This is a genomic window from Telmatobacter bradus, from assembly GCF_048629425.1.
Classification (GTDB): Bacteria; Acidobacteriota; Terriglobia; order Terriglobales; family Acidobacteriaceae; genus Telmatobacter; species Telmatobacter bradus.
Window position 1 is genome coordinate 1,226,240 of the sequence record NZ_CP184532.1, and the last position, 22,658, is coordinate 1,248,897.

Annotated in this window: 19 protein-coding genes; 8 read left to right on the plus strand and 11 right to left on the minus strand. The window is 56.6% G+C overall.

Translation table 11 applies throughout. The features are described 5' to 3' along the window. The first annotated feature begins 30 nt into the window (after positions 1–30). Entirely contained in the window at positions 31–1,374 is a 1,344-nt protein-coding gene (locus ACOBR2_RS05140; RefSeq protein WP_420238981.1) for a 3-deoxy-D-manno-octulosonic acid transferase, read from the plus strand. After that, a complete protein-coding gene (lpxK, locus tag ACOBR2_RS05145) occupies positions 1,371–2,336 on the plus strand; it encodes a tetraacyldisaccharide 4'-kinase (protein WP_420238982.1) in 966 nt (321 codons plus the stop codon). Before ACOBR2_RS05140 ends, lpxK begins: the two co-directional genes overlap by 4 nt. 31 nt (positions 2,337–2,367) lie before the next feature. On the opposite strand, the gene ACOBR2_RS05150 is transcribed toward lpxK, so the two are convergent. The 3 genes from ACOBR2_RS05150 to ACOBR2_RS05160 form a co-directional block, all read right to left on the minus strand. Beyond that, entirely contained in the window at positions 2,368–3,534 is a 1,167-nt protein-coding gene (locus ACOBR2_RS05150; protein WP_420238983.1) for an acyltransferase family protein, read from the minus strand. Positions 3,535–3,685: 151 nt separating this feature from the next. Further along, complete coding sequence (locus ACOBR2_RS05155) at positions 3,686–4,450, minus strand: lysophospholipid acyltransferase family protein (protein WP_420238984.1); 765 nt, start codon at positions 4,448–4,450, stop codon at positions 3,686–3,688. Next, positions 4,447–5,352 carry a GNAT family N-acetyltransferase gene (locus ACOBR2_RS05160; protein ID WP_420239978.1) on the minus strand — a complete coding sequence of 302 codons (906 nt, stop codon included), beginning with the start codon at positions 5,350–5,352 and terminating at the stop codon, positions 4,447–4,449. The genes ACOBR2_RS05155 and ACOBR2_RS05160 overlap by 4 nt, the downstream gene beginning before the upstream one ends. 576 nt (positions 5,353–5,928) lie before the next feature. Here ACOBR2_RS05160 and ftsY point away from each other — a divergent pair. After that, a complete protein-coding gene (gene ftsY / locus ACOBR2_RS05165) occupies positions 5,929–6,948 on the plus strand; it encodes a signal recognition particle-docking protein FtsY (protein ID WP_420238985.1) in 1,020 nt (339 codons plus the stop codon). A 105-nt stretch (positions 6,949–7,053) separates the two neighbouring features. On the opposite strand, the gene ACOBR2_RS05170 is transcribed toward ftsY, so the two are convergent. Beyond that, the gene (locus ACOBR2_RS05170; RefSeq protein ID WP_420238986.1) at positions 7,054–8,706 is read right to left on the minus strand and encodes a methyl-accepting chemotaxis protein; all 1,653 of its coding nucleotides are present in this window, start codon (positions 8,704–8,706) and stop codon (positions 7,054–7,056) included. A 403-nt stretch (positions 8,707–9,109) separates the two neighbouring features. Further along, a complete protein-coding gene (locus tag ACOBR2_RS05175; RefSeq protein WP_420238987.1) occupies positions 9,110–9,361 on the minus strand; it encodes a hypothetical protein in 252 nt (83 codons plus the stop codon). Between the two features lie 93 nt (positions 9,362–9,454). Between ACOBR2_RS05175 and ACOBR2_RS05180 the strand changes: the two genes are divergently transcribed. Then, positions 9,455–12,481 (plus strand): diguanylate cyclase, encoded by a 3,027-nt coding sequence (locus tag ACOBR2_RS05180; protein WP_420238988.1) that lies wholly within the window; start codon positions 9,455–9,457, stop codon positions 12,479–12,481. Positions 12,482–12,801: 320 nt separating this feature from the next. Here ACOBR2_RS05180 and ACOBR2_RS05185 read toward each other — a convergent pair whose 3' ends face one another. Genes ACOBR2_RS05185 through ACOBR2_RS05195 form a run of 3 tightly spaced genes read right to left on the minus strand, consistent with a single transcriptional unit; the run spans position 12,802 to position 14,948 of the window. Then, a complete protein-coding gene (locus ACOBR2_RS05185) occupies positions 12,802–13,836 on the minus strand; it encodes an IS630 family transposase (RefSeq protein WP_420238989.1) in 1,035 nt (344 codons plus the stop codon). 50 nt (positions 13,837–13,886) lie between these two features. Then, positions 13,887–14,048, minus strand: a complete 162-nt coding sequence (locus ACOBR2_RS05190) for a hypothetical protein (RefSeq protein WP_420238990.1) — start codon at positions 14,046–14,048, stop codon at positions 13,887–13,889. Positions 14,049–14,054: 6 nt separating this feature from the next. Further along, a complete protein-coding gene (locus ACOBR2_RS05195; protein ID WP_420238991.1) occupies positions 14,055–14,948 on the minus strand; it encodes an SDR family oxidoreductase in 894 nt (297 codons plus the stop codon). A 123-nt stretch (positions 14,949–15,071) separates the two neighbouring features. Between ACOBR2_RS05195 and ACOBR2_RS05200 the strand changes: the two genes are divergently transcribed. Further along, positions 15,072–16,004: an AraC family transcriptional regulator gene (locus tag ACOBR2_RS05200; protein WP_420238992.1), complete on the plus strand. Its 933-nt coding sequence runs from the start codon at positions 15,072–15,074 to the stop codon at positions 16,002–16,004. Here ACOBR2_RS05200 and ACOBR2_RS05205 read toward each other — a convergent pair. Then, positions 16,001–17,257, minus strand: a complete 1,257-nt coding sequence (locus ACOBR2_RS05205; protein WP_420238993.1) for an MFS transporter — start codon at positions 17,255–17,257, stop codon at positions 16,001–16,003. The genes ACOBR2_RS05200 and ACOBR2_RS05205 overlap by 4 nt on opposite strands. A 34-nt stretch (positions 17,258–17,291) precedes the next feature. Next, the gene (locus tag ACOBR2_RS05210; RefSeq protein ID WP_420238994.1) at positions 17,292–18,377 is read right to left on the minus strand and encodes an alkene reductase; all 1,086 of its coding nucleotides are present in this window, start codon (positions 18,375–18,377) and stop codon (positions 17,292–17,294) included. A gap of 167 nt (positions 18,378–18,544) precedes the next feature. Here ACOBR2_RS05210 and ACOBR2_RS05215 point away from each other — a divergent pair, with 167 nt between their 5' ends. Next, a complete protein-coding gene (locus tag ACOBR2_RS05215; protein WP_420238995.1) occupies positions 18,545–19,471 on the plus strand; it encodes a LysR family transcriptional regulator in 927 nt (308 codons plus the stop codon). Positions 19,472–19,602: 131 nt separating this feature from the next. Here the strand turns inward: ACOBR2_RS05215 and ACOBR2_RS05220 are convergent, their stop codons facing one another. Next, entirely contained in the window at positions 19,603–21,000 is a 1,398-nt protein-coding gene (locus ACOBR2_RS05220) for an IS1182 family transposase (protein ID WP_420236173.1), read from the minus strand. A gap of 616 nt (positions 21,001–21,616) precedes the next feature. Between ACOBR2_RS05220 and ACOBR2_RS05225 the strand changes: the two genes are divergently transcribed. Together ACOBR2_RS05225 and ACOBR2_RS05230 are read left to right on the plus strand one after the other, a co-directional pair. Beyond that, on the plus strand, positions 21,617–21,862 hold the full coding sequence (locus tag ACOBR2_RS05225) for a hypothetical protein (protein ID WP_420238996.1): 246 nt from the start codon (positions 21,617–21,619) through the stop codon (positions 21,860–21,862). Between the two features lie 387 nt (positions 21,863–22,249). Beyond that, positions 22,250–22,561 (plus strand): c-type cytochrome, encoded by a 312-nt coding sequence (locus tag ACOBR2_RS05230; protein ID WP_420238997.1) that lies wholly within the window; start codon positions 22,250–22,252, stop codon positions 22,559–22,561. Positions 22,562–22,658 lie beyond the last annotated feature (97 nt).

Genomic DNA, 22,658 nt, shown 5'->3' on the forward strand with positions numbered 1-22,658 from the left:
TATGGGACTGGATTCATAACGCCCCACTTTATGTCAGGAATAATCCTCTTTTTTTACAATCTCGCTCTCGGCCTGGCGCTTGTGGTGAGCGCTCCCTGGTGGCTATGGAAGATGGCCACCACCCACAAATATCGCCGGGGTATGGGCGAGCGGCTGGGCTTTACTCGGGAACTTACAGGGCGCAACGGGCGGCCGCTTCTGTGGCTGCATGCGGTTTCGGTGGGTGAAGTGCTGGCTGTCAGCCGCCTCATTCGCGATCTGGAAGCCCTTTTCCCTGAGCACTTTATCGCCATTTCCACGACCACCCGCACGGGGCAGGATCTGGCTGCCAAAATGTTTGGCGCGGAGCGTGTCTTTTATTGCCCGCTGGACCTGCCGTGGGCCGTGCGGGCGTGGCTTGATCGCCTGCAGCCGAGCCTGCTGATTCTGGCTGAAACCGAGTTCTGGCCCAACCTGCTTTCGGCCTGTTTTCGCCGAGGCGTTCCCGTGGCGGTGGTGAATGCCCGCATCAGCGACCGCAGCTGGCCGCGCTATCGCAAGCTGAGCGCGTTGTGGAAGCCGTTTTTGAGCCGCCTGAGCGCGGTGCTGGCGCAAAGTCCTGTGGATGCCGAGCGTTTGTGCGCGATTGGCTGCACTGCGGAGCGGGTTATGGTCGGTGGCAATCTGAAGTTTGACGTGCGCGCTGCGAGCGAGGCAGAGGCTACCCGCCAGTTGCGGGCGCTGGCCCCACGACCGCGCTTTATTGTGGCTGGCAGCACGCTGGAGGGTGAGGAAGAGGCATTTCTAAAGGCCATGGAGCCGCTCTGCCGCGTGCACAGCCGCATGATTAAGGTGATTGCCCCCCGCCATCCGGAGCGTTTTGAGGCCGTGGCGGCCATGCTGGAGCGTTCGGGGCAGCGCTGGGTGCGGCGTTCGGCCTGGAAGGGCAAGCCGCTCGAAGAGTTGCAGACGCTGGAGGGTGGCGAGGTCGTGCTGCTGGATACGATTGGCGAACTGGCCTCGGTGTATTCACTGGCCACCATTGCCTTTGTGGGCGGCAGCTTGATTCCGGCCGGTGGTCACAATCCGCTGGAGCCTGCGCAATTTGCCGTGCCTATTGTGATGGGGCCAAATTACCAGAACTTCCGCGCCATTACCGAGGAACTGCGCTCCCATCATGCGCTGCGCATTACCACGCGGGAGGATTTTTCCTCTACCCTTACGGACCTGCTGCATCATCGCAGTTCAGCGGAGGCCATGGGCAAACGCGCCCGCGCCGTGTTTGATGCGCAGTCCGGAGCTACGGGCCGCACTATCGACGCGATTGCCACTCTGCTGCCCAAGGAGCAAACTGCTGTTGAGCCAGCCAGAGAAGCTGTGGGAGCCGCGCAGTGAGCTTCCGTCCGCTACTCTGGCCGCTGGTGCCGCTCTACCGGCTGGCGGTTAGGCTGCGCGAATTCCGTCTGCGGCGCGGATGGGAGCCGGTGCGCCAGCTTGACTGGCCGGTTGTCAGCATTGGCAATTTGTCGGCGGGCGGAGCAGGGAAGACACCGCTGGCCATTGCTCTGGTGCGCGCCCTGCAAAAGCAGGGCGTGGCCGTGGATGTGCTTTCCCGTGGCTATGGTCGCAAGAGCACGGCAGCGGTACAGGTGGACGCGCAGGGACCGGCTGAGGAGTTTGGCGACGAGCCTTTGCTGATTGCTCGCGCTACCGCAGCGCCGGTTTTTGTGGCGGGGCAGCGCTACGAGGCTGGATTGCTTGCGGAACTCGACCAGAACCAGAAAAAAATTCACCTGCTGGACGATGGCTTCCAGCACCGGCAGTTGCATCGGGCCGTGGATCTTCTTCTGGTGAGTGGGCGCGATCTGGCCGACTCGCTGCTGCCGGCCGGCAATCTGCGTGAGCCGCTTTCTGCCCTTCATCGTGCCAGTGTGCTGGTGATTCCCGTCGAGGAACCAGAGACGGCTGCGGCTCTGCGCTCTCGCGGCTGGCAGGGGCCAATCTGGCGCATTCGCCGCCGCATGCAGGTTCCGGCAATCAAAGGGCCGGTGGTGGCCTTCTGTGGCATTGCCCGTCCGGAGCAGTTTTTCTCTGGTCTGGTGCAGGCCGGTGTACAACTTGCCGTTCACCGGGCCTATGCGGATCACCATTGCTACACGGAGAGCGACGGAGCCGCCCTGGCCACGCTTGCCGCCAAGCACAAGGCCACGCTGCTGACCACGGAAAAGGACGCCGCCCGGCTGGGCGTGTTGACCGACGCTTTGCACGGACTGAAGACCGCGCCTCTTGTTACGGAGATCGAGGGCGAGGCTGCCTGCGTAGAGTGGCTAATCGCGTGCCTGGGCGTAGAGCTTTAACAGCTAACGGCAGAGAGCTGAGAGCTGCTCTTCATATCTTCCAGAAAATTTTCTTCCGGTACATCCAGCAGACAGGCAGGAAGCAGAGCAACATGGTGGAGAAGGAAAAGCTGAAGGCGTGCCAGCCGGGGTTGGTGATCCAGCCGGTCACGTGCTGGTTGTACCAGGTGTAGGTGTTGATGTCGTGGCCGGGGGTATCCATCCAGCGGGTCTCGCCCAAAATGTTCATGCCGAGTTCGCTGATGAGGTAGGCGGCAATGGCATTAGAGCCGAAGACGAGCCACGGCCAGACCAGCCAGCGCGCACGTCCTTCACGGCACAAGAGTTTGACGTCCAGCACCCAGTAGATGAGGGCGAAGATCCCGAGCGCATAGCCGGCGGCCACCAGCACATAAGAACTGGTCCAGAGTTTTTTGTTCAGTGGGAACCAGAGGGACCAGAGGTAGCCAAGGGCGAGGCAGGCGACGGAGCCAGCCAGCAGGCCCAGTGCTTTGCGGCGGGCCTCGCGCTCCGAGCGCAGCCAGAGCGCGGTCAGCAGGCCCAGCAGCGTGGTGCCGAGGGCTGGCAATGTGCTCAGCAGGCCTTCAGGATCGCGCGTGTTGTGGTCGTTCCAGCTCTCGTAAAGGTGGCCGGGCATCAACTGGCGATCCACCCAGGCAACAATATTCTGATCCTTGTCGAGCAGTTTGACGTCACGACCGGGCAGGCCCGCGCCGGGCACGGGAACCAGCGTCATCAGTGCCCAGTAGCCCAGCAGCGAGACGGCCAGGGCGATGATCTTGGTCCACAGGCGGCGATCGAAGAGGTAAAACAGGCTCACTAGCAGATAGCAGAGAGCAATGCGCTGCAGTACGCCATAAAAGCGCAGATGATCCATCTCAAAAGAGGGGAAGGTGTTTACTAGAATGCCGAAAAAAGAGAGCAGAACGGCTCGCTGCAGGGTGTGACGGGCCAGCTTGAGTGGCGCTTCGCCCCGGGCAAGTCGTGCCTGATAAGCAAAGACGATCGAGACGCCTACGACGAACAAAAAGGTGGGAAAAACAAGATCGGTTGCGGTCATGCCATTCCACACGGCATGGTGCATGGGAGCCCAGGCCTCGCTGCCGCCGTTGTTGTTCACCATGATCATGAAAGCAATCGTCAGTCCACGCAGAACATCCAGCGAGAACAGGCGGCGGGGCAGATCCGGGATTGTCATCCGTCTCTCCGTGCGGGTATTTACAGTTAAAAATTGTTGTTCTTTACCTTACGCGCCCGAGTGGCGTGCAGCCAACCCTGATTTGAAATAAAGAAGAAAGGCAGGGCTGGGTTGGTCGCCGACTCTGCTTGCAGACAATGCAAATCGATTGCTACTTGAGTTCGGCAACGCTCTCCGAGGCACTGGCGGCCCGCAAGGCCACAATTTCGTTGTGGGTGGCGTCGGCTGCTTGGCGACGGTCTTGATAAATCTGAGTGGAACCAAAGCGGACGTCGGCCCAGAAGTCAGCTACGCCCAGCACCTTCCACAGGTGGATGACGAAGGTCATATCGTCGTACCAGCAAAGCTCGATCTCGGGTGTTCCGTCGCCAATCACGTAGCGGATGGCTGCCGTGGTGATCGGCACGCCCAACACTACGGCCGGGTCAATCAGCCGCGAGTGAAAACGCAATACCTGCTTGCCGTCGCTGCTGGTGCCTTCCGGGAACATCAGTACTGGAATATCGAGGGGCAGTTGCATGCGCTCGGTCATCTGCCGGGCTACCGAGATGGCGCTTTTCAGATTTCCACGATCCACAAAAATGGTGCCGCCCATGCGTGCCGCCCGACCGAAGAAAGGCCAGCCGCCAATCTCGACCTTGGCCACAAAAAAGCAGGGCGTGGCAGCCGAGAGCACCAGAATGTCTAGATAGCTGAGGTGGTTGGCCACCACCAGACCACGCACGCCCGGTGTACCCTGCACATGGATATGAATGCCCATGCTGGAAAGAATGTGCCTGGAGGCCTGCTGCACCCAGCGGGCGCGCCACTTCAGGCTGACCGGACCAGTAAGCCGCTTCAGCCCAAAGCGAATCATGCACCAGCCGAGAGCTATCGCCAGCGCCACAGCGCGCCACAGGCGACGAAAAAAGATCACTGAGTCAATGGTGCCAGGAAGCGGTTCCGCGCCGATGGCGAAATCTGCCGCAGATCGAGCAGGGTAAGAAAGTCGATGGTGCCGAACTCGCGATCCCAGGCGGGCGGCGCTGCAATGCGCGCACCTATGGTCAGATAGGTCTTTAAAAGCTTGGGGACCTTCACTGTGCTCTGGTTTTCGTTCGCCAACGGCTGACTCTCTTCAGGACCGGCGTTCTGTGTCACCAGGTCTACGTGCTCGGTAGGACAGGCGAACTCTGTCGTGGTCTCGGTCTCGAACTCCGGAGAGCACCGGTAAACCCCCAACTGGTCGTACATGGCCAAGCCTTCAGAGGGGTTCTTGGAGTTCAGAGAAGAGCAGCCAATCAGATAGCGCAATCCCTTGTCGGTAGCATACTGTGCGATGCCCCTCCACAACAAGGTCAGTACTTCCGGGGTGCGATGCTCGCGGTCAATCGAGGCGCGGCCCAGTTCCAGCACTTCAGGGCGCAGCGGCTCGTAGGGGGTAAAGCAGAACTCGCGGGCAGAATAATAGCCGTGATTGCGGCCTGCGGTTGTGCCCGATTGCATGCGATAGGTGCCGACGGCGCGGTGGTTTTCCTTGTCTTCAACAATCAGATGCTCGCAGCAGGAGTCGAATTCGTCGGTGTCCAGGCCGGTCTGGTAGCTGCTTTCAAGCCCCTCGCCCAGTTCGATGTTGAAGACCTTGAAGCGCAGTCTGCAGACGGCTTCGCGGTCTTCCGCTGTTTCGGCCAGACGTAGCCGGTAGCGGCCCACTTCAGCATGGATGCGCGGCCTGACTGCAGGCGCAAGCAGGGAGGGCAGGTGAGAACAGGAGACTTCTGCCAGCGGCACGGCAGGGGTGGGCATCGGCGCAGGATAAGCAGGCTCTGTCTGGATCATCACCCCCGCAGTATCGTCTGGCGTTGGTGAGAGGAGTGTCAAACGAAAGTGAATACCGCGCGAAAAGTTTGCCTGGTTTTTCCCCGCTGTTGATGCAGTATTGATGGTTGGCGTCGCGCCTGTTACACGGAGGTGAAAATCACGTACGCTTCATCGGACGTTCGCAAAAAGGAGGGTGGGGGTGAAGGCCGCAGAAGAAGGGAGGCGCTCAGTGTGGCGGGCCAGAAGAAAGATCCTGGAGAAAAATCGAACGGCCGGAAGTGCAATGTCGCCGTATCTGCGCCCCGGCCGTTCGAGGAGGCCACACATGTTCTCTGATTACCTGAGCAAACTTTGCCACAGATGGAGATTATTTTCGGCAAAGAGTTTTTGGAGAGTGGGAGAGACTTCCCGGAACGAGATGGAAGGCGGGTGGCAAGACCAACTCGGTTTGAGCCTCTGAAGAATTCATCCAAGGGTGTTTCGGCTGCAACAAAGGTCAGTCTGTGGAGTGTGCAAAGCGGTGAAGCGGGAAAAGCGCGGGCGGAGCCGCATACTTTGTGCCCGGTGCAATACACTGAAGGTTGGATAGCACTCATGATCTTCTTCGGTAAGAAAAAAGACCCTGCGGCCTCTGCTGCCGCTCCGCACGAAACATCTGAAACCGTTGCTTCAACCGTACAGTCCACCGGAGAACAGCCCCGGCTCGGGCTTTTCGAGCGCATGAAGCAGGCCGTCACGCGCACCCGCGAGTCGCTCTCGGAGCGTGTTGAAACGCTGGTGGCCATGACCCGTACGGTCAGCGAGCAGGATCTGGAGGAGCTGGAAACGGCTCTGTTGACCAGCGATCTTGGCTTTCAGACCACCAACGCAATTCTGGAAGCCTTGCGCGAGCGCGCCAAACGTCAGGCCATCGAGGGCGGCGCTGAGCTGCGCACCCTTCTGCGCGAGCAGCTGCTGGCCATTCTGACCGCGCCGCAAAAGCCGCTGGTTACGCCCGACGCTCCACCCCGCGTCACTTTTCTGGTGGGTGTGAACGGCACCGGAAAAACCACCACCAGCGGCAAGCTAGCTGCCTGGCAGCGTGCTCAGGGGCGCAGCGTTCTGTTGTGCGCCGCCGATACCTTCCGGGCTGCCGCCATTGAGCAGCTTGAGGTCTGGGCCCAGCGTGCCGGGGTTGAGATGATCAAAACCAAACAGGGCGGCGACCCGGCTGCCGTGCTCTATGACGCTGTCTCCTCGGCCAAGGCCAAGCAGATCGACGAGCTTTATGTGGACACTGCTGGCCGCCTGCACACCAAAAGCGGCTTGATGGACGAGCTGGACAAGATGCGCCGCACGGCCGAGAAGCTGATTCCAGGCGCACCCCACGAGGTGTTGCTGGTGATGGACGCAACTACCGGCCAGAACGGTCTGCAGCAGGCCCGCCAGTTTACCCAGGCCGCTGGCGTCACCGGTATTGTGCTCACCAAGCTGGACGGCACCGCCAAGGGCGGCATTGCCGTGGCCATCGCCAAGGAGATGAATCTGCCGGTACGCTTTGTTGGCGTGGGTGAGCAGATGAATGATCTTTTGGAGTTTTCGCCCGAGGCCTTCGTTGACTCGCTGCTCGGCTAGAGAAAATCAGAGGAAACGTGTCCTGGCTGAGAACATTCATGTAGTCTCACCAAAGCAAACGCGGCAGCCCGAAGGCTGCCGCGTTTGCTTTGGCAGTGGAGGTTTCTACCTGCGATTCAGCTTGAACTCGCCGACAAGATGATCGAGGTTGTTGGCCAAGTCTGCCAGTTGCTTGCAGGCGCTGGCGGTCTGGTCGGAGGAGTGTGCCGTATCGTTGGCGATGCCGGCAATCGAGGAGATCGTCTGGCTGACTTCGCTGCTGGCCGAGCTCTGCTGCTGCGCAGCGGCGGCGATCATCGTCACCATGTTTTCGGTGTTTTCTGCTAGATTGACGATGGCGTCGATGGCGCTGCGCGCTTCAGACATGCGCGCAATGCCATGTTCCACGTCGGAGCGTCCTTCTTCCACCATATTGACTACATCGCTGGTTTCTTTCTGGATGCTCTCGATCATGCCGGCAATTTCGCCCGCCGAGTTGGTGGTGCGCTCGGCCAGGCGGCGTACTTCGCCGGCTACCACGGCAAATCCGCGGCCGTGTTCACCAGCGCGGGCAGCTTCAATGGCGGCGTTGAGCGCCAGCAGGTTGGTCTGTTCGCTGATTTCGCGAATGACGGTAATCACCTTGTCGATAGCGCGGGTCTGCTCACCCAGCACCATGATGCGTTCGCTGACGGCCTGATTCGACTCGGCGATCCGGTTCATCGTCAAGGCGGTTTCATCCATGACCTTGCCACCCTGCTCCGCACCCTTGAAGGCGCTGCGGCTGGCTTCGGCGGCGCGTTCTGCGTTCTGTGAAATCTCGCAGATCGTCGAACTCATCTCCTGGCTGGCAGCAGCTACGTGCTGTACCTGATTGGAGAGCTCCTGTGCGTTTTGCGAGGAGACGTTGGCATTCTGTTGCAGACCACCCGAGGCCTGGGCCAGAGAGTCGGCGTTTTCGGTCACGGTCAACAGCACGGAGTTGATGGCATGGATCGTAGTGTTTACCGAATTTGCCATCGCGCCCAGCTCGTCCTTTGAGTCCAGATCCACGTTGCGGGTCAGATCCTTTTCCGCCACGCGCGAGAGCACCTCAGAGGCTTTTCGCAACGGCACAGAGATCGCCATGGCCAGCAGGCGGCCGATGAGTGCGCAGGCACCCACAATGCAGAGAATCAAAATGACGCAGAAGTTACGTACATTGTTGTAAATGACTTCGGCTTTTTGCGTTGCTGCCGCGGCTCCGCTCTGGTGCAACAGAATGTCGGCTTCCGCCACGGCAACCAGCTTGTCAAAGGCCGGACCGCTGATGTTGCGCATCTGCAGAACAGCTTCGTCGTGCTTGCCCTCGCTTACAAGCTGCATGACCTCTTCGCTGCGTGGCATGTAGTTGGCCAGTTCCTGATCAAACTCACTGTCGAGCGCGCGACTCTCGTCGGTGCCGTATTCAGATGCAATGAGTTGATATTTGTCCCGGGCAGTGTGTAACTCATCCAGTTGCTTCTGGCGGGCATTGACAAAGCGTTGCAGGCAGACTGTATCGCTACACAAGATGGCGTTGAACTCCTGGCGGCGCGCATCGCCCAGCATGATACGTATGCGCGAAAGGTCGGCCACGGCGGGCAGCCAGTTGGAGTCGATATCGTTCGTTGTGTGATTAATCCGAGAAAGACTGGCCAGCGCTACCGCCCCTAGCACAGCGCTCAGCACACAGGCAGTACCAAAAGTCAGCACCATCTTTTGTGCCACATTCAGTCGATGAAGCAGGTTGATCGTCATATTGAGGAGATCCAGTATTTCGTTTCGTTCTCACAAACATATCGGCAGAGTTACGTTAAAAGATCAGATGTAGATGTCTATTTTTCAGTGCGTATTCTGTCCCAAATACAGCGAAGCAGATCTTTTGCTCAAGCAGGAATTTGTGTGCCAGTAATCGCTTTCCCATATCTCCAGAAAGTTGACTTTCCCCCTTGCCCCTGGGCACAGAGTATGTCGACAGTCAGAATTCTATAATAGCTTTCTGGAAAACCATTTCAATCGGCATGGAATCAATTATGTGGCTGTAAGATAAAACATTCGGCAATGTAGCTAGCTCTTAGAAGAAGGTAGAAAATAACTCTGGATAAAGTACGCCGAAAGTCCAAGAAAACGTATAAAGCATCCTTGCTCCAAGCCGTGAGACTTAATTTTCTTTTTCCGGCCAGAATTTGCTCGTACAACTTTGGTACTTACAGGTATTTAAAGAAGCACTTCCAGCAGGAATACGAGAGAGGCCTGGAGCAAAGAAGATTTTAAGCTCTGCGCGAGGGAGGTTTTTACTCCAGGATCTTTCGCGTTTTTTAGCAAGGCACAGGATCCAACGAACTTCATCTAAGCCTTGCCCGAGCGCAGGCAAAGAATCCATTTGCGGAAATCTATGTTCTCTTGATGCCATGTTTCCCCTGCAATTGCACAGGAATAGTTTTTTTCTGGCTATACTGATCGGTTCGCAGCTGCTGGCCGTTGCGCTGCATGGGGGATCTAACTCATGCGGACCAGAAGTCATCTGAAGGCGCTGGTCAGGGGCCTTGCACTGTTCTCCGTCCTATGCAGTGCACAACTTTGCGCGCAACAATACGTCTTTCGTTCGTTTCAGCAGAACGAAGGATTAGGCAATCTGGCCGTCGGGCCCATTGTCGTAGACAACAATGGGTTTCTCTGGGCAGGCACGGAGAATGGCGTTTATCGCTACAGTGAAGAGTCGTTTGAGCGACTGGGCCAGGAGCATGGACTGGCCACCGTCGCTATTGTTGACCTCTATGCCGATGCGTGGGGGCGCATATGGGTTGTTACACAGGACAATCTCTACTTCTGGGAGGGAGAAAGATTTCTTCCTGTAGCCAATCGCCCGATTCTTCCCAGCACAAAATTTCATCTGGCCAGTGAAGACCACGATCACCTTCTTGTCATCGACGGCCATCGCCTGTTGCGCATTACGCTCGATCAAAGAGGTGCGGCACAATCAGTTGTTCCGGCTTTTTCCGCAGCGCTGGAGGCCGCGCATCCAGAGTTGCTGCAGCTTTCCAGCGTGGCATTCTTTGCGGGTTCGCCGGCCAGCCTGTGGGTAGGTAGCGAACACGGATCGCGCATGTTCTCTTTTCCAGCACGGCAATTCCCCATTGCCTCCGACATTCCACTGCAGGTGTGGGATGCCGGCAAAGGGCTTGCGAAGGACTGGTGGCGACAGGCATACCGCGACCATGCGGGCACAATCTGGATGGCGGGCCTGCATCATGTAGCTGCTCTGGCTCCCGGGGCAACAAGCTTTGTGGATCGCCACATCGTGGATGACAATCCAGCCGAAATGGAAGGGCATGTGCCGATGGTTGAAGATGCTGCAGGCAATCTTCTGGTTCCTGTGCATCGTGGACTTGCTGTTTGGGAGCATGAACACTGGCAAATCATTGGTCGTGAAAATGGCCTGACAATTCCCAGCGCAATCATGGGCCTGGCTACGGAGAGTACGGGAGCCATCTGGATTGCCAGCCGTGGCGATGGGATTTTGCGCTGGCCAGGCCATGGACAATGGGAAGCATGGACGGTGCATCAGGGACTGCCCTCGCCTTCGGTGTGGTCCATGCACGCTTTTGCAACAGGCCGGATTCTGGTGGGCACGGAAGGCGGTCTGGTCGGGATAGATCCTCACACCAACCGGGCTCAATCCTTTGGCTATGCTGCGGTCTGGCCCTACGGCATTCCCAACGTGATCGAATCTAGTGGCGATGGTTCGCTGCTGGTGGCCACACTGCCCGGCAAGGTTCTTCGCATTGATTCCTACACGGGCAAGGCGGAGTTTTTGGGGGTGCTTCCTGGCTTCATCCGCAAGGGGATTCGCGATTCTGATGGGAATCTCTATCTGGCCACGGAGCAGGGTATCTATCAGCGTCCGGCCAATGCCTCCAGCAGCTCAATGCCGCAGCCCGTGGCAGAGGTCAGGCAACTGCTTGGCGACTTTCATATGGTGGAAGGCGGATGTTCAACACGCGATGGTGCCACGTGGTTTCTAGGAAACGACCGCATCCTCCGCGTGAGTCATCAGCGATGGAGCCGGGCAAGCGTTACAGGGCTTCCGCGCTTCATGACCCGGTTGATGGCTCTGAGTTGTGCGAGCGATGGAGACCTCTGGGTAGCCGGGCCACAAACTGGAACATGGCGATTGCAGCGCGACGGCGCTGGCTTTCGAGCAATTCAGATCCCTCTTCCCGATGCATTGCATGATGTAACTCCTCTAGCAATTCTGGTGGATCGGCGTGGCTGGCTCTGGTTGGGTACCGATCAGGGATTGGTCGTGTGGAATGGGAAGAGCTGGCGTCATTTGACTACGCTGGATGGACTGATCTGGGAAGACATTAATCAAGGCGTTCTTCAAGAGGCCGAGGATGGTTCCATCTGGATTGGAACCAGTGGCGGAATCGCTCACCTGTTGCATCCGGAAGATCTCTTTCATCCAACCACAATGCAGATCTCCATTGTGGCTTTTCTGCAGGGAAACAGCCCCATGAGCCTACGTGGAGATGCCCGTTTGCCATGGTCCGGCGATCCACTTGAATTTAGCATGGCAACCTCGGCAACGGCTGCGCAGAAAAACCTGATCTATCGCGTGCGGCTGGATGGTGCACAAACGGATTGGAGCGAACAATCGGATAGAGTCCTTTCGTATGCGCATCTGTCTCCTGGCGCATATATGCTGGAGGCTCAGGTCTGCAGTATGGATCGTCAAAACTGTTCTTCGCCTGCCCAACTCTCCTTTTTTATTCTTCCTCCATGGTGGCGCAGAAGCTGGTTTATTCTGCTGTGTGCTGGTATTGTGGCCGGGTTGTTTGTATGGGCGGACAGACTGCGTCAGATGCGCATTCGCAGACAAAATGTCCAGTTGGAAGCATTGGTCAGGGAGCGTACTGCAGAACTGCGTGCCAGCCAAGTGGAACTGGAGCACCGCGCTACGCATGATGCTTTGACAGGTCTGCTGAACCGTCCGGCAATCCTGCATTTGCTGCAGCGCGAAATGGAGCGGGCGCAGCGAGAAGACCGCATCCTGTACGCGGTGCTTGTGGATGTTGATCACTTCAAGGAAGTCAACGATCTTCACGGCCATCTTGTCGGCGATCAGGCATTGTCGCAGTTGGCGCAGCGCATGCAGAGCGCGGTCCGTTCCTACGATGGGCTGGGCCGCTACGGGGGAGAAGAGTTTCTTGTTGTAATCAGTCAATCGGCCAAAGAAATTGAAGCAGACAGAGTAAGGAACTTTCATGCCGCAGTCACCGGCATGAAGCTGCAAGCCAACTCCGGAGTGTTGCAGGTGAACTGCAGCATGGGCGCAACCCTCTACTCGCCTCATCTTGGACTGCGTACGGCAGAAGAGATTCTAGCGGCCAGCGATCAGGCGTTATATGCAGCCAAGAATGCGGGGCGCAACCGGATTTTGTTTGGTTGCCTCTATACATCGCAATGCACACCGCATTGTTCGGATATATCGAGTACGCAGCGACCGTCTTCTGGCCCTTCCGTTCCATAGCATGAACACACTGTGGATCTTGAAGGGAGTTATAAAATACCGCTTTCAGATTGTGTGTACCACGAAAAGGATCGACCTTTCTTGTGTGCAGTTTCCACACAAGAAAGAGATGCGGTACTCGGTTTTCTAAAGAGCATATATACACGAAACATCTGCTTATTTGCCGAGGTCCTACCTGGAAGAAGCAGTACAAACAACGTACGGATGCATAGGTTTTGTACATTTTGGAACGTCAGAAGACGGCTCAACGGTCAGGGTAGAATTGTCGATACTGCTCCATAAGTATAAGATATTATTGATCCGGCCCAGAAGAGTGAAATCTATGCCGCATAGGCGACATCCTTTTGGCGGAAGTATCTTTCGACCCTGTCGGGCCGCTTCTGGATGCTACGCAGGGTACCTATGGCGGTACGGGTCAAGGCGGTCTTGTTCCTGGGTGGTGCGGCTTTGGTCACTTGCTGCTTCAAATCAGCGTTGAGCAGTTCGTCCGGGTTCAGTTCCGGAGAGTAGCTGGGCAAGTAGAAGACCTGGATTTTCTCTTCATTTTCTGCAAGCCATTTCTTCACCGCCTTGGAGTGATGCACGCGCAGGTTGTCTAGGATCAGGAAAACTCTCTTTTCGCGTCCATGCACAAGCCGCTTCATGAAGCCGATCAGTATCTTCGTGTTCAGCGCACCCGCGAAGATCTTCCAACGCATCTGTCCCTTGTTGGTCACCGTTGAAATCACGCTCAGCTTTGATCGATTGGCATTGGCCAGCACCACGGGCGTCTTGCCCTTCGGCGCATAGCCTCGGCCGCGCACATCATCCGAGCGCAACCCCGTTTCATCGCCCCACTGTATCTCCGCGCCCTCTGTCTTCGCGGCTTTGGCAACCTGCGGATACTCCTCTTTGACCCACTTCGCGACCGCCTCTGGCGATTGCTCATAGGCTTTCTTCAAGGGCCGTTGCGGTGTGAATCCCCAACGCTGGAGATACTTGCCCATGTTGCGAACCGTCAGCCGAATGCCGTACACAGCTTCGATCAACTCGCTCACCGCCTGGCGCGTCCACAGCGCATAGGCCAGCTTCAATTGATCCGGCGTGCGGTCCTGAATCAGCTGCTGAATCTTCTTCTCTTGCTCGGCGCTCAACTGACGGCCCGAACCTGATGGCCTACCAACAATCGGAACAGCGACGGCGTGCCAGCCGTCGCGCTGGTAGGCATGCAGCGCGCGGATGACCGCTGATCTACCCAACTCGCACTGCGCAACAGTCTCGGCGATCGTCGCTCCGCTCAAACGCAACTTCACGGCGCGACGGCGACGCTCATTCAACACTACCCGCGGAAGCTTATGAGCCTCGGTCTTCTCCATGAAGATGAGACGTTCCAGCTTAACAAAATGTCTCACTCATTTGGGCCGGATCAGTAAGCGAATTTTGCAATAGTCAGATGGTCGAAGAGCGCAACGAAGGCATCGGACAGCGTGGTCAAACCATGCAGAATGATTCCGGCATTGTTGACGAGGATATCCACGCCACGGAGGCACTTTGAATGGCCTGCGAGTAGTTGATTCTCGCAGGCCATTCCTTACTACGAAGCAAAGTAGCTTGCGTGTTTCATATCCTCCAGAAGACCTGGCTGAGATGGCTTCCAACCCAGCAGTTCGCGCGTTTTCTGTGCAGACGCAGCAGCTTTCATTTCGGCAAATCTGTTGAACCAGGTGAAATGCGCCTCTGCCTCTTCCGGCGATTTGCTCACAACTGGCAACTGCAATTGACGACCGATCTCCGTGGCAACCTCGCGGAAAGTAATATGCTCTTCCGCCACGGCGTGATAGCGCGTTCCTTTTGCAGCTCGCTCAAGAGCCAGGCGGAAGACCACTGCCGCATCTAGCCTGTGTACTGCAGACCAGGGATTCGCGCCTTCGCCGATATAGGCTGAAATGCCCGTCTGCCGTGCGATGTTGATCAGAATCGGCACAAAGGCGTGATCGCCCGCGCCATGCACCGAAGGTGGCAGCCTCACGACCGAGGCGTGAATGCCGCGCTCAACAAGCGCATAGGCCGCGGCTTCCGATGCGCGAGGAAAAGCCGCCGAAACCGGATGCGCTGGATCGTCTTCGGTGACGGCGCGTTCCTTTGTGATCAGGCCTGTTCCTGTTGAAACCACGATGGGCCGCGTGGAGCCAGTGAGTTCTTCCCCCATGGCCTTGATGGCTCGCTGGTCAAGCAAGCAGTTTTCTGCGAAGTGCAAAAAATCATGATTGAAGCCGGTGTGGATCACGCCCTCGGCCCATGCCACGCCACGGCGCAGGCTCGCAGCATCTTCAAGGTTGCCACGATGCACCTTTGCGCCTGCCTTTTCGAGAGCCGCAGCCCCCTTGTCAGAGCGTGCCAACCCCAACACCTCATGCCCTGCGCCAAGCAATTCGGCCACGACAGCCGAGCCAATAAAACCGGTTGCCCCGGTGACAAAAACACGCATGATTGCCTCCTGTTTGTAGAGCCAAAGCACGACACCATCGGCCCTGAAAAGATCCTACGAAGTTGCAGCAAGACAATCTATGCTGTAAAGTCCGAAATATCCTCGCAATCGTCCGGAGCCACCATGGACCCTCTTTCCGATGCACTTTCTCTGCTTAAACCACGCCGCTATATTGCCGGAGGCATTGACCTGGGCAAACAAGTCTCGTTGCACTTTGGAGAACACGATGGCATCAAGTGTTATTCAGTCGTTTCCGGCGATTGCTGGGTCGCGCTCGACGACGATACACAGGAAGTTCATCTCACGGCAGGGGACTGTTTTTTGCTGTTGCATGGCAGGCCCTTTCGACTTGCGACGGATCTCAACGCGGAGTCTATCGATGCAATTTCCAGGCTGAGTATGATTTGCCGGAAAAGTGGTGTGGCATACATCGAGGGTGGTGGGCACTGTTTTATTGTGGGTGGATTTTTTACATTTGCCGAAGGAAGTGCAAAGAGTCTTTTCGCACAACTTCTCCCCATCGTGGCGCTGCAAACCGATGCGGACAAGACTGCCGTGCGCTCGTCGATAGAGCGTATGCAGGAAGAACTACAAAAGCAACAGCCTGGTGTCGATCTGGTTGTCCAAAATCTTGCTTACTTGATGCTGATTCAGGCGTTGCGACTGCATCTTAGCGACCATCAGAAGAAATGCACGGGTTGGCTTTTTGCTCTGAGTGATTCTGCAATGAAACAGGCAATGACTGCCATGCATCAGGAACCAGAGCAAAGCTGGACAGTCGAAAAGCTCGCACGACTCGTAGGCATGTCGCGCTCGGTTTTTGCGCAACGCTTTAAAGAGCGCGTTGGCGTATCTCCCATCGAGTACCTGACCGAATGGCGCATGCGTTTGGCCGAAGATCGTCTGAAAGGCACAAAGGATTCACTCAGTAAGATTGCACTGTCTCTGGGTTATGATTCAGAAAGTGCCTTTAGTACAGCATTCAAGCGCGTGATGGGCCACTCCCCCCGCAGGCGCGGCCCAAACGCTGCAGCTTTTTCCAAAGGGATTTATTAAACAATGCCGCCATTCACATTGCTGCAGCTGCAAAGTGGTATAGCTATTGATGCCTGCTTTGATGAGGCATGGCCCTTCCGCAAGCGGACTACAAACGCACCTGCTGACGTGGCTGTGGCGAATGCCATTACGCCACTCCAGCCCCAGCGTGCTAGCACTATACTGCCCAGCACAGAGCCTGCTGCCATGCCCAAAAACATGCAGGTCACAAGCAGAGCATTGGCGCGGCTGCGCGCCTTCGGGGCAATGCCGAAGACGATTGTTTGATGCGCGACCAGCGAAGACTGCACACCAAAATCGAAACCAATGGCGACCATTGCCAGCAGGACCAACCGCGCCTTGAGCGAAAGCAATACGGAAAAACCTGTTGCAGCAAAGGATACAGCAGCAATTGCGCAGCCCAGACGTGCGACCAGATCTGGAGTGCGGCGGTCGGCCATGCGTCCGGCCAGAGGAGCAGCAATCGCGCCAGCCGCGCCTGCCAGTCCGAAGGCTCCGGCCACGGAACTTTCCAGATGGAATGTGTGATGCAGCATCAACGCTAGTGTGGTCCAAAAAGCGCTGAAACCCATCGACAACAAGCCTTGTGCATACGATGCCTGACGTAGTGCGGAGTGTTCGCGCCAAAGATTTTTCATCGAAGCGAGAAGAGATGCATACGAGAGCTGCGTCGATACGGAAAAGTGAGGCAGGTATTTCCACGCCAAAACTCCGAAGAGCGCGATAGACAGTGCCGCAGCATCATAGACCACACGCCAGCCATATTGCTCTGCGACAACGCCACTCACAACGCGGGAAAGCAGAATCCCCAGCAGTAATCCTGTCATCACCGTTCCCACCACTTTACCCCGGCTCTGTTGCGGCGCAAGGTGAGCTGCGGCTGGAACAACGTCTTGCGCGAGTGTGGCGCTGATGCCCATCAACAGACTTGCGCCCATCATGAATCCAATGCCGCAAGCCATGCCGCAGACCACGAGCGAGATGGCCAGAATCACCGTCTTCATCAAAATAATTTGACGACGATCATGCCGGTCTCCTAGCGGGCTCAGCAGCAGAATGCCCAGCGCATAGCCCAGTTGCGTCAAGGTTGGGATCATGCCCACGGCGCGGTCGCTGGCGCGCAAATCCGCTGCCAGAAGACTCAGGATCGGTTGCGCGTAATAGAGGGATGCGACCGCAAAGCCCGTTCCGCTGGCCATCAGAAAAATCAGAGAGCGCGGCAGTGTGTGCTCTTGCTGTGCTGTGTTATACATCGTGTTCTCTTCTCTTTGTATGCGCTGTTTGCGTTTAGTCTTCCAGCGTTGGGTAGTCGGTATAGCCATGCGCACCACCGCCATAAAAGGTGCTCATATCGCTCGGCTCATTCAAGGGCGCATCCCTGCGGAAGCGCTCAACCAGATCAGGATTGGCAATGAAAGCGCGACCAAAGACCACACCATCGGCGCGGCCCGCAGCAAGAATCGCGTTGCCCGTCTCCTTTGTGAATCCGCCTGCGGCCAGCAATGTTCCGTTGTATTCTTTGCGCAAAAGATCAATGGGATTGAAGTCAGGCCCCGTTCCGCGTGTGTAACCACTTTCATAGCCCACGTGCAGGTATGCCAGTCCCATTGGATTCAATTGCCGGGCCAGATACTGATAGGTAGCCGCGGGATCTTCGTCGTACATGTCATTGACGGTATAACCCGGAGCGATTTTGATACCGACGCGCCCCGCACCCCATGCCTCGCAAAGCGCCTGCAGGATCTCAAGCGTGAAGCGGCTGCGATTTTCAAGCGAGCCGCCATAAGCATCTGTGCGATGATTGGAGCCCGAGGCCTGGAACTGATGCGGCAGATAACCTGTGGCAGCATGAAGCTCGACGCCGTCGAAGCCTGCCGCAACGGCCAGTTCAGTCGCACGGCGATACTCTGCAATCACTCCGGGAATCTCTTCGGTTGCGAGCGCATGCGGGACTTCAAAGGGTACCTTGCCTTCAAAGGTATGAATCAAGCCCGAAACCGCGATGGCCGAAGGAGCAACCGGCAGTGCATGACCGGGCAAAAGCGAGGAGTGCGTCACACGGCCTGCGTGCATCAGTTGAAGGAAGATGTGCCCACCCTCCTCATGCACGGCATCGGTGACTTTGCGCCATGCTGCCGCTTGCTCTGGCGTATGGATCCCCGGAGGATAGGTATAACCACGCCCCATTGGACTGGGATGTGATCCCTCGGTGAGGATGAGTCCCGCCGTGGAACGCTGGCGATAGTATTCCACCATGGCGGGCGAGGCCAAACAGTCTTTGGTAGCCCGCAGGCGCGTCATGGGAGCCATCACCATCCGGTTCTGCAGCGTGATCTCTCCCAGCTTAATCTCTGCAAATAATTCATTTGCCATCGGTTGGTCCTTTCCTGCGCATTCTCTCCGGGACTATTCCTGCAGAACTTTGCATCCCCACTCCGCTTTTGAATGCCGGGTTTGTATTGCGCTGACAGATTCATACTGCCGGTTATTTCTCGGAGATGGTAGTGGTCCGGAGCGCAGAACTGCTATACGCTTTACGTATGAATACGCCCCTACCTCAGGGATCGGACCGGATTGAGCTGATGGCCACCTTTGTCTCCATCGTTGAGGCGGGGTCACTGTCGGCAGCTGCCAACCGGCTTGGCACAACCCAGCCGACCGTCAGCCGTCGCCTGCAGATCCTGGAAAAATGGCTGGGAGTCAGGCTGGTGCAGCGCTCCACCCATGCCATGAACCTCACCGAAGATGGCGAACGCTTTCTGGCTCATTCCCGGCAACTGCTCGAGAATTGGTCCAGCATGGAAGAGGAGTTGCGTGGAGCAACCTCTGATCCCTTCGGCACGCTGCGCATCGTGGTGCCGCACGCTTTCGGGCAAGATCAACTAGTGGCGCCCCTGCTTGCCTTTCTTCGGCGCTATCCCAAACTTTCGGTCGAGTGGCTTCTGCATCGGCATCGTCCGGACTTCATCGCCGAGGGTGTGGACTGCGAGATCCGGCTTGGGGCGGTGGAAGATCCTTCTCTGGTTGCTGTGCTGTTGGCGGAGGTGCCGCGCATCGTGGTGGCAGCACCATCCTTGCTTGCGCAGCAGGCTGATCTCAGCATCGATCATTTGCCGGCGCTTCCATGGATCGCGCTCAACCTTTTTTATTGCGATACAGTGGCATTGACGCACCATACCACGGGCGAAAGCCGAAATCTCGCGATTACTCCGCGCCTGAGCACCGACAGCGTCTACACCACACATCAGGCAGCCCTGGCCGGTTTTGGAGCCACGCTGATTTCTACATGGATGGTGAAAGAGGATCTGGAGCAGGGCCGTCTAGTCCAGCTTATTCCCGAGTGGCATGGAGCATCGTTGCCTGTCTATCTGGTCTATCCCTATGCGCACTTTTATCCAGCGCGCCTGCGTCGCTTTATCGAACTTATGCGAGAAATACTCCCGACTTTAGGAGTCTGTCGCTCATAGCGTTTGCGATTTTTGCAGGAGATGTCGGCCTGGCTGCGCAGTACTGGATTTGTCTGTTGCTGTCAGTTTTTCTCTACCGCACCGTATCTTTGAGGCGCGACTCTGATTCGGATTCTGATCTTTCGTTGTTTTTACGCGTTTTGCAGTGCCCATCCGGAGCGAAAGAGCTTCAACAGATTGCTGACCGCGCACACCAGCCTCCACTCTCCGCTCACATTCTGTTTGCCGCGCATGCTGAAGCGACGAAAACCGCGGCACTCCTTGATTTGTCCAAAGACCGGTTCCACGATCGCCTTGCGTCTTTTGTAGACTGCGCGTCCGGCCTCGGTCTTCAACTTATGTTGCATTTGTTCTCGTGCCGTTGCATCTGACGGGGCTTCACCACAGGCTATCTCCGTTGGATCACTATGTTTGTCGCGGCCTGTGGCGATGTATAAGTCGATTTCAGCTACCGTTGCGTCGGTCACATTTGCTTCGCTGAAGTAGCCGGTATCAGCGCTGACTTTCTCGGGCTTTTGGGCAAGATTCTTTTCGATCTGTGCCACCATCGGCAGTAATTGTTTTTTGTCGTTCGTCTCCTGCGTAACCGCGGCGGCCACGATTACCTGCGCGATGGAATCGACCGCGATCTGCGCATTATAAGCCTGTAAAAAGCTGCCTTTATTGGCGCCATCCGGCATGATGCGGCTCTCCGGATCCGTGAAGTTGCGCTGATCCTTGTCTGCGGGTTTTGCCTTGTCCGGATCAGGGGGATTCGACTTGCGACCACGTTTCTTTTTGCCCGCGCGACGATCTTCTTCCTCGTCAGCCTGTTTCTTTTCTGCTTCAGCAAGTTTCTGCTCAGCCTTCTCGCGGGCCTCGTCTTCGAGTGCCTGCTTCGCTTCGCGAATCTTCTGCAACCGGCTCTCGCGTCGCTGTAACTCGTCGGGAAGTTCTTCGCCGTTCCGATCCTTGCCGTACTGCGCGTCCTCGTCGGCATCCGCTTTTTCCGCAGCAGCCAACAGAGCGTTGATTTCCTGCTTCAGGCGCGCCTCGCTCTCGGTCATGCGCTGGTAGCTCATCGCCTTGTGCTTGCTGGCGTTCGCCCTGATCTTTGTTCCATCGATCGACACATGACCCAGCTTAACCAGACCGGCTTTTGCGCACAGCAACAAGGCCTGCGTGAACAGTTCGGACAGCGCAGCCAGATGCCGTTTGCGAAACTCGGCCAGCGTGGCGTGGTCCGGATGCTGGTCGCCGGAAAGATAGCGAAATGCCACGTCTTCCCAGGTATGCTTCTCAAGCCTGCGTGAGCTGTAAACGCCCGTGGCATAACCGTACAAAAGAAGGCGAACCATCATCTCCGGAGCATAAGCCGACTGGCCGCGACCATCCTTCTCGCGATACGAAGCATAGATCGATTCAAGATCCAATGCCGAAACCACATCCACGACAAAACGAGCCAAATGGCCGTCAGGTAGCCAGTCGTGAAGGCTGGGTGGAAACAGAAGCGTCTGGTTGACCGTGTCTGGAAGGAAGTTCTGGCCCATAACAAAATCGTAATCTGCTGGGCCTGGTCTGGACCAGGACCTCGGGCAATTCTATGGGCGACAGACTCCTAGTCGGAACAAGTCCGGCTCATCACACATAGAGCAGAATTTTACTCCTGGAGCATCATGATCGATAAAGAAGACGCCTCTCGACCATGGCATGAAACTGGCAGCTACCGGACTAGAACATAATGAGAGGGGTAGTCTGGCGGGCGCCCGAGTCTAAATTCTGAGACCTGGGAAAGCAAGAAATCTTCCCAGCGACGGATTACTCCCCGAAAAACGCCCCAGTATTCAGGCACGTAGTGGAAGATGGCCGTGATCTTGGTAATGCTAAGGAATGTGTAAAAACGCCAACTGTGGGGCTAAAGGGTGAGGTGATTCCCGGTTCTGCCGAGTACGCCGACTATCCACTCGCCGTACCTTGGTGTGCGTCCGTCGGAAGAGATTCTGGTTGCCACGATCAGCGCTCTATGCCGCGCAATGCCCGTTGCACTGTTAGGTGCACTCGATTGCGTATTCTTGATTCTCTCCTTATGTCCGAGGAATGCAGTGCCTGCGCGCTCTGGTGGAGCGCAAAACACTCCACGCGCAGAATCCATGGCGGGCACGATGAATGGCGCGTTTTGCCTCCAAAATGCGTCTTGGGCATGACCGTAGAGAAACCATACAGAAGAACTACGTTTTTCAGCGTGATCGATACGCTCGGAAGGCCACGGGAATTCCTGGCTCTGCCGAGGCAGCAGAAAATGGATTTTTATTGAAGTCCATCGAGGAAATTCCAGAAGCGAGCAGCCAGGCATATGCGGGGAGAAACAGGATGGACCTCTTCGAGCGTTTGAGCTACTCCGTCTGTGCATAATTTGCCGAGAAAGCGTCGGCGTGTTCGTTATTTTCGGCATTTTTTCGACACATGGGCAGTAAGGAATCACAATTAAGTAATTTTCATCTTTTTATATTTATGAATATAAACGACTTAATCTTTTATGGCAAAAGCATTCCTTTGGCACGCAGCTTGCCTTATCAATCAGCGCTGAGAGCAAAACCAATTGGGTTTGTTTGTAGGGTAGGCGTGCCGCCGGGCGTATGTCGGAGGTTCTGTTTTTGTCTCCTACAACCGAGACAACCTGCTGCCAGTTGATTGGCTTATTCCTCGGCGTTTCTTGATGGGGCGGAGCAGGTTTACGGGGATGACGCGAGCAATTGCGCACAGCGAGTAAAGGTTTATTTCACAGGGGAGGAAGAAGCAATGCAGAAGTGGATGAATCGTTTGATGGTGGGCGTCCTGGCTGGGCTGATTGCCACGCCCATGTTTGCGCAGAGTTCGGGCGCAGACACGTACAAGGCAAAATGTGCCATGTGTCATGGGGTCGATGGACAGGCAAATACGCCGAGCGGCAAGGCCATGAAGGCGACACCATTCAGTGCCAAAATGCCTGCGGCCGAACTTGCAAGCATCACCAAAAATGGCAAGGGCAAGATGCCTGCATATGCCAACAAGCTTACCAGTGAGCAAATCGACCAGGTTGTAGCTTACATCCACACAATGCAGAAGAAATAAGGACGAGGCAGGGGACGCATGACGGGGTCTGATCAATCACAGAAGACATGGTTTCGGTCTTTCATCTTTTTTGGAAATAACCTTTTGAGTCTAATTG